This is a genomic window from Streptomyces sp. NP-1717, from assembly GCF_022695985.1.
In the GTDB taxonomy this organism is placed as follows: Bacteria; Actinomycetota; Actinomycetes; order Streptomycetales; family Streptomycetaceae; genus Streptomyces.
On sequence record NZ_JAAPBF010000158.1, the window covers coordinates 1 to 16,560 of the forward strand.

The 16,560-nt window shown below is 72.9% G+C and carries 13 protein-coding genes; 5 read left to right on the top strand and 8 right to left on the bottom strand.

Annotated elements, in window-relative coordinates; translation table 11 throughout:
- Positions 1-478 (bottom strand): hypothetical protein (locus GXP76_RS25485; RefSeq protein WP_242573935.1); only part of this gene is annotated, 478 nt, incomplete at its 3' end.
- 257 nt (positions 479-735) lie between these two features.
- Here GXP76_RS25485 and GXP76_RS25490 point away from each other — a divergent pair.
- The 3 genes from GXP76_RS25490 to GXP76_RS25500 all read left to right on the top strand — a co-directional run bounded on the left by GXP76_RS25490 (position 736) and on the right by GXP76_RS25500 (position 5,250).
- A complete protein-coding gene (locus tag GXP76_RS25490; RefSeq protein WP_242573936.1) occupies positions 736-1,008 on the top strand; it encodes a hypothetical protein in 273 nt (90 codons plus the stop codon).
- A gap of 147 nt (positions 1,009-1,155) precedes the next feature.
- Positions 1,156-3,777 (top strand): PQQ-binding-like beta-propeller repeat protein, encoded by a 2,622-nt coding sequence (locus tag GXP76_RS25495; protein ID WP_242573946.1) that lies wholly within the window; start codon positions 1,156-1,158, stop codon positions 3,775-3,777.
- A 195-nt stretch (positions 3,778-3,972) separates the two neighbouring features.
- Positions 3,973-5,250 (top strand): C40 family peptidase, encoded by a 1,278-nt coding sequence (locus GXP76_RS25500; RefSeq protein WP_242573937.1) that lies wholly within the window; start codon positions 3,973-3,975, stop codon positions 5,248-5,250.
- An 18-nt stretch (positions 5,251-5,268) separates the two neighbouring features.
- Here GXP76_RS25500 and GXP76_RS25505 read toward each other — a convergent pair whose 3' ends face one another.
- The 5 genes from GXP76_RS25505 to GXP76_RS25525 all read right to left on the bottom strand — a co-directional run bounded on the left by GXP76_RS25505 (position 5,269) and on the right by GXP76_RS25525 (position 11,089).
- Positions 5,269-6,513: a styrene monooxygenase/indole monooxygenase family protein gene (locus GXP76_RS25505; protein WP_242573938.1), complete on the bottom strand. Its 1,245-nt coding sequence runs from the start codon at positions 6,511-6,513 to the stop codon at positions 5,269-5,271.
- A 74-nt stretch (positions 6,514-6,587) separates the two neighbouring features.
- Entirely contained in the window at positions 6,588-7,229 is a 642-nt protein-coding gene (locus tag GXP76_RS25510; RefSeq protein WP_374362510.1) for an ATP/GTP-binding protein, read from the bottom strand.
- Positions 7,210-7,677, bottom strand: coding sequence for a DUF742 domain-containing protein (locus tag GXP76_RS25515; protein WP_242573939.1), 468 nt, complete (start codon positions 7,675-7,677; stop codon positions 7,210-7,212). Before GXP76_RS25515 ends, GXP76_RS25510 begins: the two co-directional genes overlap by 20 nt.
- Positions 7,674-8,156, bottom strand: coding sequence for a roadblock/LC7 domain-containing protein (locus tag GXP76_RS25520; protein ID WP_242573940.1), 483 nt, complete (start codon positions 8,154-8,156; stop codon positions 7,674-7,676). Before GXP76_RS25520 ends, GXP76_RS25515 begins: the two co-directional genes overlap by 4 nt.
- Positions 8,153-11,089 (bottom strand): nitrate- and nitrite sensing domain-containing protein, encoded by a 2,937-nt coding sequence (locus tag GXP76_RS25525; RefSeq protein ID WP_374362519.1) that lies wholly within the window; start codon positions 11,087-11,089, stop codon positions 8,153-8,155. Before GXP76_RS25525 ends, GXP76_RS25520 begins: the two co-directional genes overlap by 4 nt.
- A gap of 402 nt (positions 11,090-11,491) precedes the next feature.
- Here GXP76_RS25525 and GXP76_RS25530 point away from each other — a divergent pair, with 402 nt between their 5' ends.
- Positions 11,492-12,274 (top strand): protein phosphatase 2C domain-containing protein, encoded by a 783-nt coding sequence (locus GXP76_RS25530; RefSeq protein WP_242573942.1) that lies wholly within the window; start codon positions 11,492-11,494, stop codon positions 12,272-12,274.
- Between the two features lie 199 nt (positions 12,275-12,473).
- Here the strand turns inward: GXP76_RS25530 and GXP76_RS25535 are convergent, their stop codons facing one another.
- Positions 12,474-12,977 (bottom strand): MarR family winged helix-turn-helix transcriptional regulator, encoded by a 504-nt coding sequence (locus tag GXP76_RS25535; RefSeq protein ID WP_242573943.1) that lies wholly within the window; start codon positions 12,975-12,977, stop codon positions 12,474-12,476.
- Positions 12,978-13,157: 180 nt separating this feature from the next.
- The gene (lon, locus tag GXP76_RS25540; RefSeq protein ID WP_242573944.1) at positions 13,158-15,575 is read right to left on the bottom strand and encodes an endopeptidase La; all 2,418 of its coding nucleotides are present in this window, start codon (positions 15,573-15,575) and stop codon (positions 13,158-13,160) included.
- A gap of 213 nt (positions 15,576-15,788) precedes the next feature.
- Between lon and GXP76_RS25545 the strand changes: the two genes are divergently transcribed.
- Positions 15,789-16,457 (top strand): GNAT family N-acetyltransferase, encoded by a 669-nt coding sequence (locus tag GXP76_RS25545; protein ID WP_242573945.1) that lies wholly within the window; start codon positions 15,789-15,791, stop codon positions 16,455-16,457.
- Positions 16,458-16,560 lie beyond the last annotated feature (103 nt).

A 16,560-nucleotide genomic window follows, 5' to 3' on the forward strand; every position in this document is an offset into this window, starting at 1 on the left:
GCGTGGTCCCCGCTGCCGCCACCGTCACCAGCGCCGCGCCCGCCCAGATCTTCGTGCTGTCCATCTCCGTGACGCTGCCGCCCAGACCACCTCGGGCACCCATGGACGGATTCGGGCTCGGGCTGGGGCTCGACGCGGCGCGGACCGTGAAGGTGAACGAGGAGGGGCTGCCGTTCGGGCAGGCGATCGAGATGGTGTGGCTGCCCGCGCGGGCGTCACGGCGGACGGTGCCGGTGCCCCGGTACGTGCCGTTCGAGCCCGCGGTCAGCACGACCGAGCCCGTGAAGGCCCCGGACGAGGCGGTCACCGTGCTGGCGTCGCAGCCGCCCTTGAGCGCGAGCGAGACCGAGGAGCCCGCGGTCGCCGGGTTCGGGCTGACCGTGAGGATCGGCTGGGTGTCGGCATGGACCGTCGCCGCACCCATGCCCAGGGCCAGGGAGGACAGGGCAGCGGTGGTGAGGATGCGAACAGGGCGCATGGTGGGGATCTCCGCTTCCTTGGCACGGTGCGGGCTTCTGCCACCCGCTCGGAAACCGGGCCGTGGCCTTCATGAAAGGCAGACACACCGTCAAGCGGCGCGCCGGGGCGCGGAGCCGTGTTCCGTCGAACAGCTCAGCGCGGAGCGCTAAGCCGCTGGTCGCGGAGGTGGAACGGGGACGCGCGACAGGGACGCGGCCGTACGCCGCGGGGGTGACCGGCGTCCGCCCCGGCAGGGCACTGCGCGACACTGGCGGCGTGAGAAGCGAAGAGACCGTCTTTGTCGGTGGGCCGCTCGACGGTCGCGTACTGCCCGTGCTGACCGGGCCGACCGGGCAGCCGCCGAAGTGGTACGAGGTGCCCGTGCCGGACGCCGGCGGCGGGCCGCCCACCGTGTTCGCGTACCGGCGTGTGCCCGCCGGGTACACCAAGCGGCTCGGGATCCAGCGCGGCTGGAAGTACGAGTACGTCCCCGAAGGGCGCGAGCGGCGCACGCTGAAGTGGCCCTGGTCCAAGCCCGGCCGCGGCTGAGCGTTCGGCGGTTCGGGGCAGGATCGCGAACTCGTTGGCCACACACGGTCACATATCGCGCGGCAGGCGCGATTTGTCGGGCACCATCTAGGATCGACCAGGCCGGAGACGACCTCCCGGCAGAGCGACCAGGGGGCTTTTCGCGTGATGGAACCGCTGCGGCACGACGACCCACGCCTTGTCGGCCCTTACACCGTGCTGGCGCGGCACCGGGAGTCGGCGAGCGCCGTGCGCTATCTGGCGTACGGCCCCAACGGCGCCACCGCCGTCGTCTCCGTCGCCCGCCCGGCCCTCGCCGCCCTGCCCGCCTTCCAGCGGCGCTTCCAGGCCGAGGCACGCACCGCCGAGCGGCTGGCCGGCGGGTGGGTGCAGCCGCTGCTCGACGCCCGTACGGACGCGGCCGGGACGGACCTGCTCTGGACGGCGAGCGACTACATCCCCGCGCTCACCCTCGGCGAGGCCGTCGCCGTCGCCGGTCCGCTGCCCGAGCGGGCCGTGCGGATACTGGGCGCCGCGCTCGCCGAGACGCTGTCGCGGGTCCACGCGACCGGCGCCGTGCTGCACGGGCTCACGCCCGACACCGTGACCCTCGCCGCCGACGGGCCGCGCCTCACCGCCTTCGGGGCACTGGGCGCGGCGGCCTCGGCGGAGGCGGCCGAGGGCGGGCGGCTGTCCGTACGGCTGGGATATCTGACCCCGGAGCAGCTGGACGGCGAGGTGCCGGGGCCGCCGTCCGACATCTTCGTACTGGGTCTGCTGCTCGCGTACGCGGCCACCGGTACGACGCCTCTCGCCGAGGGGCCGCCCGACGCGGCGGCCGAACGCATCGCGCACGGGGCGGCCGAACTCGACGGTGTGCCGCAGGAGTTGCGGCCGGTCGTCGCGCGCTGTCTGGCGAAGGAGCCGGGCGGGCGGCCGACGGCCGGGGCCGTCGCCGCGGAGCTGGCGCTGGAGGGCGCCGCGGCCGCGGCGACCGCGGTGCCGGGCGGCTGGCTGCCGGACGTGCTGTCGGCCTCGATCGCCGAACAGGCCGCCCGGGTCGACGCCCTGCACGCCCCTCTGGAGAGCCCGGCGGACAGGGTGGCGCGGGACCGGACGCCGGAGGGGCCGGCGGACGCCGTTCCCGGGGCGCCGGCCGACGCCGTTCCCGAGCCCGACGGCCGCACCACCCGCATCGGCCGTCCCCGGACGGCTTCCGGCAGTGAGAGCGGTGTCGTCGACCGGCCGACCGCCGCCCTGTCGGTGCCCCGTGCCCGGCCCGAGCCGACGGCGCTGCCGCTGCCCCCGGCCGCCGCCCCGGTGCCGCAGCAGTCCCAGCCGCTCCCGCAGGGACCGGCGGGGCCGCCGGGACCGCCCGCGCTGCCGCCGGGGCCGACGCCGGCTCCCGTCCCGGCCGCCGGCACAGGGTCCGGTTCGGGCCGGCTGGCCGCGCTGCGGCGCGGACCGCTCGCGCAGCCCCTCGGACGGCGCGCGCTCATCACAGGCCTGGCCGCCGGCGCGGCCGGTCTGGTGATCGGCGGCGGTGGCGTTCTCGCGCTGGCGGACGACGAGCCGTCCGGCGACACCGACGGCAAGCCCGGCAAGGACACCCGCAAGGGCCTCACGGGACTGCCGCCCGAGGCGCTGTGGGCGTACGAACAGAAGGTGGCGGCCGACGAGGTCCTGAACTGCGCCGTCATCGGCGGCCGGACCCTCGTCCTGACCACGGAGTCGGAGGCGACCGGTGTGGACGTGCGCACCGGCAAGCGGCTGTGGCGGAACGCCGGTGCCGCGGCCCTCCACCAGGCGCTGCCCGCCTCCGGCGGACTCGTCTTCGCCGCCGGGACGACCGGCCTGCTCTGGTTCTCGGCCGCCTCGGGCGAGGTCAGGCACCGGATCGACTACGCGGACGGCGTCGCCGACGCGCCGGGGCTCACCGTCGCGGGCATCGCCGGGACCAGTGACGGCCAGGTCTGGTTCACCGGATCGCACCGGGAGGGTACGGGGAAGACGGCCACGGTCCGCACCCATCTCTTCGCCTTCGATCTGACGACCCGTAAGGAGCTGTGGCGCTCCGCGATCTCCAACGGCCGCGCCCCGTTGACCCCCGTGTACCAGCTGATCGCCGTGCGCGAGGCGGACATCGTGGTGCGCCAGGACGCCAAGTCGCTGCTGCCGGCTCAGGTCAAGGCGGGCAAGGGCAGGTCGGTCTACCACTGCTTCGGCCGCGCCGACGGCAAGCTGACCTGGTCGAAGTCGTTCGGCGCGGTGCCGCCCACGGGTGGTTCGGCGGGCGACGCGAAGGGCCGGCTGTTCGCGGCGGCGGCCGACCAGCTCTACGCGTACGACACCGCCGACGCCAAGCAGTTGTGGCGCAGGTCCGGCGCGCCCAGGCTGCCCGGCGAGAACTCCTTCGCCTTCGGCACCGGAACGCTCCTCGGCTCCACGCTGTACATCGCCAACCGCTACCAGGAGGTGTACGCGATCGACCCCGAGTCCGGTGCGGAGCGCTGGAAGGGCACGACCGAGGGCCCGGCCTGGAACGGTGTCCCCCGGATCACGCTGAGCGAGAGCGGCCGGACGGTGCTGTCCGCCGACGGGCTCCAGGTGACCGCGTTCGGGGCGAAGGACGGCAGGCGGCTCTGGAAGTTCCAGAACGCGGGCGGGCCCGCGCCCTCCCCCGCCGCCGACGGCGCGGCCGTGGCGGCGCCCGCGTACCAGCCCCTGATGGCCGGGAGGACCGCGGTGATCCGGCGCGGAGGCACCTTCTACGCGCTGCCGGTCGACTGACCCGGGAGGTCCGGGACGCCCGCGGGGCCCGGTCCGCACAAGCCGCCGCGCCGGGGGCCGTCGCATCGGCCCGCCGGGGGTGACGGCATGCCGCCGTATCGCCCAATTGTGGGCTGAGCATACGAGAGCGGCACAAGGGACGCCGCATCATCGCCTTGGGGCCGGACGGACCGTCCCGCAAACGGAGGTGATGGTGTGTCGGGCAGGCTTCTGCGGTCCGTCTGTACGGCGGCGCTCGCCGTCCTCGCGGCGGTGCCGTGCGCGGCGCCGGCCGGCGCCGAACCCCCTCCCGTCACCGCCCCCGAAGACGACTCCGGTGACGTGTCCGGCGATGTCTCCGGCGATGTCTCCGAGGGAGCCCCCGAGACCGCCGGGAGCGCCTCCCTCGGAGACGGCACGCCGCGCGGTGTCTCCGAACTGCTCACCGAGATGCGGAAGCTGTACCAGCAGGCCGAGGAGGCCACCGAGGCGTACAACGCCACCGAGGTGAAGCTCACCGCGCAGCGGGCCCGGGCGAAGAAGGTCGGCGCCGGTCTCAGCGACGCCCGCGCGGCGCTGGTCCGCGGCCGCGCCCAGGCGGGACAGCTGGCCCGCCAGCAGTACCGGGGCACCTCGGAACTCTCCTCCTACGTCCAGCTCCTGCTCACCGACGACCCTCAACGCGCCCTCGACCAGAAGCATCTGATGGACCGCGCGCAGCGCGAACGGCTGTCGACCATCGCGCGGCTGACGAACGGGGAGAAGCAGGCCGACGCCCTCGCCGCGCAGTCCCGGAAGGCGCTGGACGAGCAGAATGCGCTCGCCGCGGAACAGCGGAAGCGGCGCGACACGGTCAGGGCGAAGCTGACGGACGTCGAGAAGATGCTCGCCTCGCTCACCACCGAACAGATCGCCGCGATCGCCGAACGCGAGGACGCCGACACGGACGAGGCGCAGGAGAAGCTGATCACCTCCGGCGCGCTCGGTGAGGCGGCCGAGGGGGGCATGGGCCCCGGCGGGAGCACCCGGGCGCCGTCGGCCGCGGGCGAGGAGGCGCTGACGTACGCCGTCGAACAGATCGGCAAGCCGTACCTGTGGGGCGCGGAGGGGCCGGACGCGTACGACTGCTCGGGGCTGACCTCGCGGGCCTGGACGCGCGCCGGGGTGGGCGTGCCCCGTACGAGCCAGGAGCAGTGGGCCGAGCTCACGAGGGTGGAGCTGAGCGAGCTGCGCCCGGGTGATCTGGTGGTGTACTTCCCGAAGGCCACGCATGTGGCGATGTACCTCGGTGGCGGGAAGGTGGTGCACGCCCCGCGTCCGGGGGCCCGGGTCAAGGTCTCCCCCCTCGCGTCGAACCCGCTGCTCGGCGCCGTACGGCCGGACCCGGACGCCGATTCGCTCGACGCGGCGTCGTACGTGCCGCCGGAGCTGCCGCCGGGCGCCACCGCGGGCGACGACACGGGCAACGACTCGCAGTCGGCGCCCGCGAGCTGAACTCCTCGGCAGGGGCGCTCAGTCGGCCGAGGACTCGCCGACCGCCGCGAGATACGCGTCGGTCCTCTCGGCGTCGTAGAAGAAGTTCTCGAAGTCCGAGGGATCGTCGAAGCCGTTCGCGAACCGGTCGGCGACGGGCTGGAGCCGGGACGCCGCCCCGAACATCCTCAGGACATGCTCCGGCGGCGGGGCGAGCATCGCGTTCGTCCACTTCGTGGCGTGCCGCGCGCTCTCCCAGTGCCGGTCGAACGTGGCCTGCATCCACGCCTCGTCGAACTCCCGGTCGCCGTGCGCCAGGATCGATTCCAGATACGAAGCGGCGCACTTCGAGGCGGAGTTGGAACCCTGGCCGGTGACGGGATCGTTCGCGACGACGACGTCGGCGACCCCGAGGACGAGCCCGCCGCCCGGCAGCCGTCCGATGGGGTGGCGGACCGTGGGCGTGTAGCGGCCGGCCAACGTGGCGTTCGCGTCGGTCAGTTCGACCTTGGTGGCGCGGGAGTACTCCCAGGGTGTGTAACGCTCCATCAGCTCCAGCGTCAGCGACAGATGGTCGCCGGGGTCCCTGATGCCCTCGAAGACGTCGACCGGTCCGCCCGGTACGCCTTCCCAGAACAGGATGTCCGCGCGGCCGGTGAAGGTCAGCGTCGGCATCACGAACAGCTCGCCGACGCCGGGCACGAGGTTGCAGCGCACGGCGTCGAACTCCGGGTGTTCGGGGCGCGGGCCCAGACCGTGGACGTACGCGACGGAGAGCGCCCGCTGGGGCGTGCCGTACGGGGAGCGGGAGGCGTCCCTGGCGAACATGGCGACCAGTTCGCCCTTGCCGGCCGAGACGAGGACGAGGTCGTAGGCGCGCGAGAAGTAGTCGAGATCCGACACGGCCGCGCCGTGGATGACGAGTTGGCCGCCGCGCTGGGCGAACGTCTCCATCCAGCCGGCCATCTTGACCCGCTGGTCGACGGACTGGGCGATCCCGTCCAGCATGCCCACCCAGTCGACCGGGCGGGAGGAGTCGGGCGCGGCGACCGAGACGCCGAGCCCTTCGACACGCGGGGCCTGGGACTCCCAGAAGCCGAGCTGGAGATCGCGCTCGTGCTGGAGGGCGGTGTGGAACATGCACTGCGTCGACATGACCCGGCCGCACCGGATCTCGTCCGCCGTGCGATTGGACATCAGAGTGATCTCGTAGCCGTGCGACTGAAGTCCGAGGGCGAGCTGGAGGCCGGACTGACCGGCTCCGACGACGAGTATCTTCCGCATGGCGGGTTCTCCGTTTGTCCGCTTCCTGTTGGTTGTCGCTCCCGCTGCCGGCAGTTGCCGCTGCCCGCCGCGTGTCAGGTCGTGTCCTGCTCGTCCACCGCTTCGACGGCGTGGCCCACCAGGGTCAGCAGCGATTCGACGACCGTGATCCGTTTGCGCGCGTCCATGACCGTCACGGGTACGCGCGCCGGTACCGACAGCGCCTCCCGGACGTCCCGGACCTCGAACGACTCCGTGCCCTCGAAGTGGTTGACGGCCACCACGTACGGCAGTCCCCGGCCCTCGAAGTAGTCGAGCGCGGGGAAGCAGTCTGCGAGCCGGCGGGTGTCGGCCAGGACGACGGCGCCGATCGCGCCGCGCACCAGGTCGTCCCACATGAACCAGAAACGCTGCTGGCCGGGGGTGCCGAAGACGTACAGCACGAGATCGTCGTCGAGGGTGACGCGGCCGAAGTCCATCGCGACGGTCGTGGTGGTCTTCTCGGGGGTGGCGGTGAGATCGTCGGTCCACTCACCGGCGCTCGTCATCACGGCCTCGGTACGCAGCGGCCTGACCTCGGAGACCGATCCGACGAAGGTCGTCTTGCCGACACCGAAGCCGCCGGCGACCACGATCTTGGTCGCTATGGGTGCTCTGGTGCGGTCCAACTGCCAGGCGTGCGGGGCTTCTTCCCAGGCGTCCCACACCTCCGGCGTGTCAGAGACGGCGGAGTCCACCCAGCACCCTTTCCAGCAACGCCCGGTCCGGGTGGTCGCTGCCGTGACCGGTCCCGTACACCCGGATCTTTCCCTGGTCGGCCAGATCGCTGAGCAGGACCCGGACGACTCCAAGCGGAATCTTGAGCAGCGCCGAGATCTCGGCGACGGTCCGCATCCGCCGGCACAGCTCGACTATGGCGCGCATCTCCGGCATGACGCGTGACGCGGGCCCGCCGCCGTTCGTCAACTCCTTGCGCTCCTCGGGAGCTTCGAGCGCGGCGACGAACGTCTCGACCAGCAGCACATGCCCGAAGCGCGTCCTGCCGGCCGTCAGGGAGTACGGGCGGACGCGCCCGACGCGGCGGTCCGTGCCGCGCGACGGAAGCCCGCGGGCACCCGGCCCCCGGACGGGCCCGGACGAAGACGCCGCCCCCGGCCCCGACACCGACGCCGACAGCGATGTCATTGGGCGCTCTCCATCGACTTGCGCAGTTCGCTGCGGAGTTCGGGGGTGAGTACGTGTCCGGCGCGCCCGACGAACATCGTCATGTGGTACGCGACGACGTGCATGTCGCAGTCGGCGCCGGCGTGCAGGCCGAGCAGCGAACCGTCGCTGATCGACATGACGAAGACGGTGCCCTCCGCCATGGCGACCATCGTGTGTTTGACGCCGCCGGTGTCCAGGAGTTCGGCGGCGCCGAGGGTGAGGCTGCTGATGCCGGAGATGATGGTGGCGAGGTCGGCGCTGGAGCCGCGCGGGCTCTCGCTCCCCTCCGCGCTGTCGGCCGCGTCGTGCTGCGCGGGGTCCGAGGAGAGCAGCAGGAGCCCGTCGGACGAGACGACCGCGACGGAGCGTGCCCCCCGCACCTCATCGACGAGATTCGTCAACAGCCACTGGAGATTGCGGGCTTCGCTACTCAGTCCGAATGTGCCGGTCGCCGTCAACTGCGTGCCTCCTCGACAGTCTCCCCCGTCTCATTCGTACGCGCGTCGGCCCCTTCCGCCGCTTCCTTCTGCCGCGGTACTGAACTGGTCTGCTTCTGCACTTCGGTCTGCTCCAAGAGCTCGGCGTCGGCGTCGCGCTTGCCGGCCTTGGCTCCCCGGTGAAAGCCACCGAGCCTGCGGCGCAGCGCGTCCGCGTCGACGCTACCCGTCCGATCGGCCGTCGTGGAGGTCGGCTTGACCGCTTTCGGGGTGCGCTTGGGCAGTCCCTTGTCCGTGACGGCGTCCGTGACGGCGTCGGTGACCGGCTCCGTTGACGACTCGGCGGGCTGCTCCGTCTCGTCCGTCCCGCCTGTCTCGTCCGCCCGATTCGCCTCTTCCGTCTCAGGGACTGAGACGGCCGGGACGTCGGCCACGTCGGTGGCGTCGTCCGCGATCCCGTCAGCGGCGTCGTCCGCGATCCCGTCCGTGGCGTCGTCCGCCGCGTCGGCGACCCGCTCGTGCGCGTCGGGTCCGATGGCGTACGGGTCCCCGGCCGGCTCCCCGGGCGCCGCCGCCGGCGCGTCCCGGTCCGAACGGCCCGGCAGCACGTTGGAGTTGGCCTCCGCCACCGATCCCGGCAGATTGAGCACCGGCGCCGCGCCCGCCGGCGTCACCCGGTGCGGGGCGGCGGTCGGCCGGGCCGTGGGCAGCAGGGCCTGCGGCAGCACGACGACGGCCGCGATGCCGCCCTGCTGGTGCTCACGCAGCGTGATCTCCACGCCGTGGCGTGTGGCGAGCAGCGCGGCGACGCGCAGACCGAGCCCGTCCCCTTCACCGTCGGTGGCGGCGGGCCGCTTCCCCCGCTTCGTCTTCCGCGGCTGCTCCGACTCCGGCTCCGGCTGCTTTTTCGACTTCGACTTAGGCTTCGACTCCGACCCGGGCGACTCGTGCGCGCCCGGGTCGGCCAGCCGCGCGTTGAGTTCGGCGATCCGCGCCGCCGACATACCGATGCCCCGGTCCTGCACGGAGAGCATCGCGTCACCGCTCTCCAGCAGCCAGCCCGAGAGTTCGACCCGCGCGTCGGGCGGCGAGAACGACGTGGCGTTCTCCAGGAGTTCGGCGACGAGGTGGCTGATGTCGTCGGCGGCGAACCCGGCCAGCTGCGCGTGCGGGGGCAGCGACTGGATGGTGACCCGCTCGTACTTCTCGATCTCGCTGACCGCCGCGCGCAGGACGTCGACGAGCGGCACGGGGCCGGCGTAGCTCCCGCCGTACTCGTGCCCGGCGAACATCAGCAGGTTCTCGCTGTGCCGGCGCATGACCGTGGCCATGTGGTCGATCTGGAAGAGGACGCCGAGCCGGTCCGGGTCCTGCTCGCGCTCCTCCAGGCTCTCGATGACGCCGAGCTGGCGCTCCACGAGACCGAGGTTGCGCAGCGAGAGGTCGACGAAGGTGTGGCGGACGGTCTGCCGCAGCCCTTCGAGCCGCTCGGTGATGTCGGCCGCCCGCTGCTGGAGTTCGGTGCGCTGGTCGGCCATCGCCTGCCGGGCGCCGATCAGTCCGGTGCGCTCGGCGTTGAGCTTCTCGACGCGGGCGGAGACGTCGAGGAACTTGGCGTGCAGGCTGTTGAGCGACCGTACGACCTGGCCGAACTCGTCGTTGCGGCCGGTGAAGCGGACCGGTTCCGCGGTCGCCGGCTCGGCGGCCAGGCGGGCCGCTCCGATACGGACGACGGCGAGCGGCCTGGTGAGCGTACGGGCGATGGCGGTGGACACGCCGATCGAGACGATCAGCAGACCGCCGAGGAGCGCGATGCCCAGCTCCAGCGAGGTGACCCCGTCGTCGCGGAGCTGCTCCAGCCGCTTGAGCTGGCTGGAACCGATGCCCGACTCGACGCCGCGCATCTGCTCGATACGGCTGGACAGCGACGCCTCGACCTTCTCCTGGTCGGCGTCGCGGTCGCTGTCGGAGAGTTCGGGGCTGTCGGTCAGGCGGGTCAGGTACTTCTCCGCCGCCGTCACCTCGGGTCCGGTGACGGTCGTGGCGAGGGAGTCGCGGGCCTTGGTGCCCGCCGACTGGTCGAAGTCGGCGAGCGAGACGAGTTCATGGACGCGGGCCTGCTGGGCCGCCGCGCTGAGCGCGTCGCGGGTGCGGTCGCTCTCTGCGGTGTCCCCGCCGTCGTCGGGCTGGACGGGGAGGCCGGTGACGGGGTCGAACCGCGGCGCGGAGCTCTTCGGCTCCGGGACGGCGAGCGCGGCCAGCAGCAGGCCGCGGGTGGCCGACGCCTGCTCGGCGGCGCGGCCGAGCGCGGCGGGGGCACGGGTGCCGTCGGCGGCCTCCGGAGGCGTCTTCTCGGCGACCTCGTCGCCGACCGCGTGGAGTTTGGCGATGACGTCCGTGTACGCCTGGTACGCCTCCAGGGCGGTGCCCTTGCCGGTGAGGGCGGTGCGGCGGATGGACGGGACGGTGGAGAGGTCCCTGCGCAGCTCCGGCGAGGCGGACTCGTCGATCTCGTCGATCTGCCGGTCGACGCGGGTGGCCGGGTCGCCGCCGGGGGCGCCGTCGGCCCCGTCGCCGTCCACCTCGTCCTTGTCGCCGTCGCCGGTGCCGGTGTCCTCGCGACCCCCGGCGATATGGACGACGACCTCGTCGCGCTCGTCGGCGAGGGAGTGGGCGAGGACGGCGGTCTGCCGGTTCAGCTCGGCGAGGGTGACCAGGCGCTGGGCGTCGGTCAGTTCGGCCGATGTGGCGAGGACCGCGGGCAAACCCGCCGCCACGACGGTGACGCCGACGACGGCGACCGCCGCGACGAGCCGGCTGCGTACCCGTACGGGCCGCCCGGCCGGAACCTCGGGGACGTCGGCGGAACCGGCCGTCCCCGCCTTACGGGGCTCTGCCGAGCCCTGGGACCCGCCGCGCGTGCCGCCCTTGCCCCGAGGCCGCTTCTTCTGCACCGGTGCTCGCATTCTTGACTCGTCCGCCCATGAAGCAGAGGTGACGTCCGGTCACACCGGACAACCCCTCCACCCCTGGTACGGCTTCCGACCATTCCAGCGTTTCTCGGAGGGGGCACGTTTCGGCTGCTCCGCCACCTGAACGAGTGAACATCAAGGAGGAGTTGGCGAACAACTCGCGCGGGCGCGCGTCCCGGTGCGCGCGGTGGGGCGGTTGGAAGTTACGCCTGAGCTTTGGCAAGATGCCCGGTCGCATCGGCGCGGAGCCGGTCATTCCGATCGTGGGCGCGGTGGCTCCGACGACGTGCGGAGCGGCGGGCCCGCGCGGCGGCGGCCGCACACCCGCCGGCGCGGCCGGGGCGTCCGGTGGGGGCGGCCCACCGGTCCGGCAGACTGGGGTCCATGCGCATCGACATCGCCACCGCCCCCGGCAGCCATCCCCGCCCGAACGAGGACTGGACCGCCGTGGCAGCGCCCTCTGCGGGCAGCGGCGGGACGCTGATCGCGCTCGACGGGGTGACGCCTCCGCCGGACGGTGACGGCTGTGTGCACGGCGTCCCGTGGTTCACCGCCCGGCTGGGCGGGGCGCTGACCGAACTGTCCGCCTCCCGGCGGGAGATGTCCCTCGCCGACGCCCTCGCGGAGTCGATCCGGCGTACGGCCGACGCCCACCGTGACACGTGTGACCTTTCTCACCCCCGTACGCCCCAGGCAACCGTCGTGATGGTGCGCTGGGACACGGACACGGTCGAGCACCTCGTCCTCTCGGACTCCACCCTCCTCCTGGAGTCGCCGGACGGTGCGGTGCGGGCCGTCGTGGACGACCGGCTGGACCGCGTCCCGCGCTCGGTCCGCCGGCAGGCCGCCGCGACGGACGCCCTGCGCAACGCGGAGGGCGGCTTCTTCACCGCTGCTGTCGACCCGGACGTGGCGGCGAAGGCCGTGACGGGCCGGACACCGGCCTCCCAGGTGCGTACCGCCGTGGCGCTCACCGACGGCGCCGCGCGCTGGGTCGAGGTGTTCCGGGAGGGCGACTGGGCGGACTGTCTGGCGCTCGTCAGGAAGAGCGGACCGCAGGAGCTGATCGACCGGGTGCGGGCGGCGGAGTCCGCCGACCCTGACGGGGTGGCCTTCCGGCGCGGCAAGCCGTACGACGACGCGACGGTCGTGTACGTGGAGCCGTAGGGCCTGTCCGCAGAGTCCCGCCTGGCACGGCGCCCCGCCGCGTTGTCGTACTCGGCCGAGTACGCCCGGTCCATCCACCACACGCCGATCCTCCGCCCTGCGATGCACCGCACCAGCCACCGCGGGCCCCGCCCTGCGGGCGGACGGCGCTACTTCGCGGACACCCCCCAGGGGGTGTCACGCCGCCCCGGCGGCCGGTTCAGCTCGCCGCGCGCGCGTTCAACTGGTGCAGCAGTCGCGCCAGTTCGGCGACCTCGGACCGGTCCCAGTCGGCGAGCTTGCGTACGTACCGCTCCCGCCGCGCGTCCCGCACCCGGCGGAAGCGCGCGACACCCTCGGCGGTGAGCCGGACCAGCGAGGCGCGCCCGTCGGCAGGGTCGGGCTCGCGCGTGACGAGTCCGAGCCCTTCCAGCGCGTGCAGTTGACGGCTCATCGTCGCCTTGCCGACCCCGAAATAGACGGCGAGATCGGTCGCCCGCTGATGGCCGGTCTCCTCCAGCCGTACGAGAAGTCCGTAGGCGGCGGGCTCGAGTTCGGGGTGGACCTCGCGGGCCATTTCGCCGGAATTGGCTCTGGCGCGTCGCAGAAAGACCGCCAACTCGCGTTCCAGCGCCAGGAATTCGCGGTCCACCTCACTTTTCCCTGCCGGTTCGGGTTCATTGGCCGTACCGTCTCCGTGCCCGTCAGCACCCACCACACCCATCGCGCGCTTTCCCGATCCTGAAAGAGTTCCGTCTCCGAGGCCCATTGCCGCAGCTCCGACATTATTTCGCAGGTTTGTACCGGCGGTGGCGGGCCGGGCCGCAGGCGCACGGGACGGGCCCCCGGCACCGAAGTGCCGGGGGCCCGTCCGCCGCGACCGCGCGGCGCCGCGTCGCGCGCGTTACGCGGCGACCGGGATCTCCGTGGCCGCCGTCGCCGTCGCCGACGAGAGCGCGATCTCCAGGACCTGGCGTACGTCCGTCACCGGGTGGACCTCCAGCTTGTCCAGGATCTCGGCGGGTACGTCGTCCAGGTCCGCCTCGTTCCGCTTCGGGATCACGACCGTGGTGATGCCCGCCCGGTGCGCGGCCAGCAGCTTCTGCTTCAGGCCGCCGATGGGCAACACCCGTCCGGTCAGCGAGACCTCACCGGTCATGGCGACATCCGTACGGGCCTGGCGTCCGCTCAGCAGCGAGGCGAGCGCCGTCGTCATCGTGATGCCCGCGCTGGGGCCGTCCTTGGGCACCGCGCCCGCCGGGAAGTGGATGTGCACGCCCCGGTCCTTCAGGTCGGCCACCGGCAGCTCCAGTTCGGCGCCGTGCGAGCGCAGGAAGGAGAGCGCGATCTGCGCGGACTCCTTCATGACGTCGCCGAGCTGTCCGGTCAGGGTGAGCCCTGAACCGCCCGTCTCCGGGTCGGCCAGCGACGCCTCCACGAAGAGGACGTCCCCGCCCGCGCCGGTGACGGCGAGACCGGTGGCCACACCGGGCACCGCAGTGCGGCGCTCGGCCGGGTCCTGGGCGGACTCGGGCACGTGGTGCGGCCGGCCGATCAGCCCGCGCAGCTCGCCCTCCCCCACGGAGAACGGCAGTTCGCGCTCGCCCAGCTCGTGCTGTGCGGCGACCTTGCGGAGCAGTCTGGCGATGGACCGTTCGAGGTTCCGTACGCCCGCCTCGCGGGTGTACTCACCCGCCAGCTTGCGCAGCGCCTCGTCCTCCAGCGTCACCTCGCCGGTCTCCAGACCGGCCCGCTCCAGCTGCCTCGGCAGCAGGTGGTCGCGGGCGATGACGACCTTCTCGTCCTCGGTGTAGCCGTCGAGACGCACCAGCTCCATCCGGTCGAGCAGCGCCTCAGGGATGGATTCCAGGACGTTCGCGGTGGCGAGGAAGACCACGTCGGAGAGGTCGAGCTCGACCTCCAGGTAGTGGTCGCGGAAGGTGTGGTTCTGCGCCGGGTCGAGGACTTCGAGGAGGGCGGCGGCCGGGTCGCCCCGGTAGTCGGAGCCGACCTTGTCGATCTCGTCGAGCAGGACGACCGGGTTCATCGAGCCGGCCTCCTTGATCGCCCGGACGATACGGCCCGGAAGCGCGCCCACGTACGTACGCCGGTGGCCCCGGATCTCCGCCTCGTCCCGGACACCGCCGAGCGCGACACGGACGAAGGAGCGCCCCATGGCGTGCGCGACGGACTCGCCGAGCGAGGTCTTGCCGACGCCGGGCGGGCCGACGAGGGCGAGGACGGCGCCGCCGCGGCGGCCTCCGACCACACCGAGCCCGCGGTCGTCGCGCCGCTTGCGGACGGCCAGGTACTCCGTGATGCGTTCCTTCACGTCCTGAAGGCCCGCGTGCTCGGCGTCGAGGACACGCTGGGCGCCCCGGATGTCGTACGCGTCCTTCGACCGCTCGTTCCACGGCAGTTCGAGGACGGTGTCCAGCCAGGTGCGGATCCACGAGCCCTCAGGGCTCTGGTCGTTGGACCGCTCCAGCTTGTCGACCTCCTTGAGCGCGGCCTCCCGGACGTGCTCGGGCAGGTCGGCGGCCTCCACGCGGGACCGGTAGTCGCCGGACTCGTCCTCGGAGTCGCCGTTGAGCTCGGACAGCTCCCTGCGTACGGCGTCGAGCTGGCGCCGCAGCAGGAACTCGCGCTGCTGCTTGTCGACGCCCTCCTGGACGTCCTTGGCGATGGACTCCGCGACGTCCTGCTCGGCGAAGTGCTCACGGAGCTGGTCGGTCGCGGTCTTCAGGCGGGCGACCGGGTCGGCCGTCTCCAGCAGCTCGACCTTCTGGGCCGTGCTGAGGAACGGCGAGTACCCGGCGTTGTCGGCGAGCTGCGAGACGTCGTCGATCTGCTGGACCCGGTCCACGACCTGCCAGGCGCCGCGCTTCTTCAGCCAGTCGGTGGCGAGGGCCTTGTACTCCTTGATCAGTTCGGTGACGGACCCGGGCAGCGGGTCGGGCACGGTCTCCTCGACACGCAGCCCCTCGACCCACAGGGCCCGGCCGGGCCCGGTCGTACCGGCGCCGATCCTGACGCGGCCCCTGCCGCGGATCAGTGCGCCGGGGTCGCCGTCGGAGAGCCTGCCGACCTGCTCTACGGTCCCGAGGACGCCGGTCCCCGCGTATGCCCCGTCGAGGCGCGGCACGAGCAGCACCTTGGGCTTTCCCCCGTCGGAGCCGTCGTTCGCGGCCGCCTGGGCGGCCTCCACGGCGGCACGTACTTCGGTGTCGGACAGGTCCAGCGGCACCACCATCCCGGGCAGCACGACCTCGTCGTCGAGCGGCAGCACGGGCAGGGTGAGCGGTGTGGACGTGGCAGCCATGGTCTCCCCTTCGGCAGTAAAACTTGAGCTATGCCGACTCAATGCTTGTGAGCCTGCCGTTGTTCCCCGGATACCGGGGGAGGGTGTTCGCTCTGAGCGATCGCGGGCCGGGCCCGCCCGAGTACGGCCCCCCACGACCCCGGCGAGCACCCCGGATCCCGCCCCGGCGGAAAGCACTCGCGCACCGGTGGAAGCATGCGATGTAATAACCCCATGGACAGTATGACCATTACTTCCGCCTGGGTCGCGGGATGGGCCGTCAACCGCTCGGTACCGCCGCCGGTCGTGGAGCCGTGGGGCTACCGCATCGACGTCGGGCTGTCCGGCCATGTGTTCCGGCATGTCCTTCCCGAGCCCGACGAGCCCTCCGTGAGGAAGCTCTGCGAGACCGTCACCGAGCCCGGCGCCTGGCTGAAAGTGCTCGCACCGCCGGAGCGGGTGGCCGAGTGGATCACACCGGACTGGACGGTGCCGGACGACCCCGGCCATCTGATGTTCCACGCGCTGCGCCGCTCCGCCCCGCCGCCCGCGCCGGCCGGCTACACCGTGGGAACGCAGACGCGCGACGGTGTCTTCCGCGTGCGGGTGACGGCCCCCGACGGCTCCCCCGCCGCCCGTGGGCAGATCGCCGCGACGGGCCACGGCGGGGCGGACCACGGCGCGACGGCGGTCGTCGACCAGGTCGAGACCTGGGAGAACCACCGCAGGCGCGGACTCGGCCGGCTGGTGATGCGTACGCTCGAAACGGCGGCCGCCGAAGCGGGAGCCGCCACCGGCGTCCTCGCCGCCACCCGGGACGGCCTGGGTCTGTACACGTCGCTGGGCTGGCGGCGCCAGGGCCCGCTCACGGGCGTCGTACGCGGGACCGGCCACCGAGGGTGACCCCACCGCTCGGTAGGGGTACGGAACCGGCCACTCCGCCGCCCCGGTCGAACCCCCGCACGACTGACGGCCCCTCCCCCGGGCACACGCCCCACGAACCGAA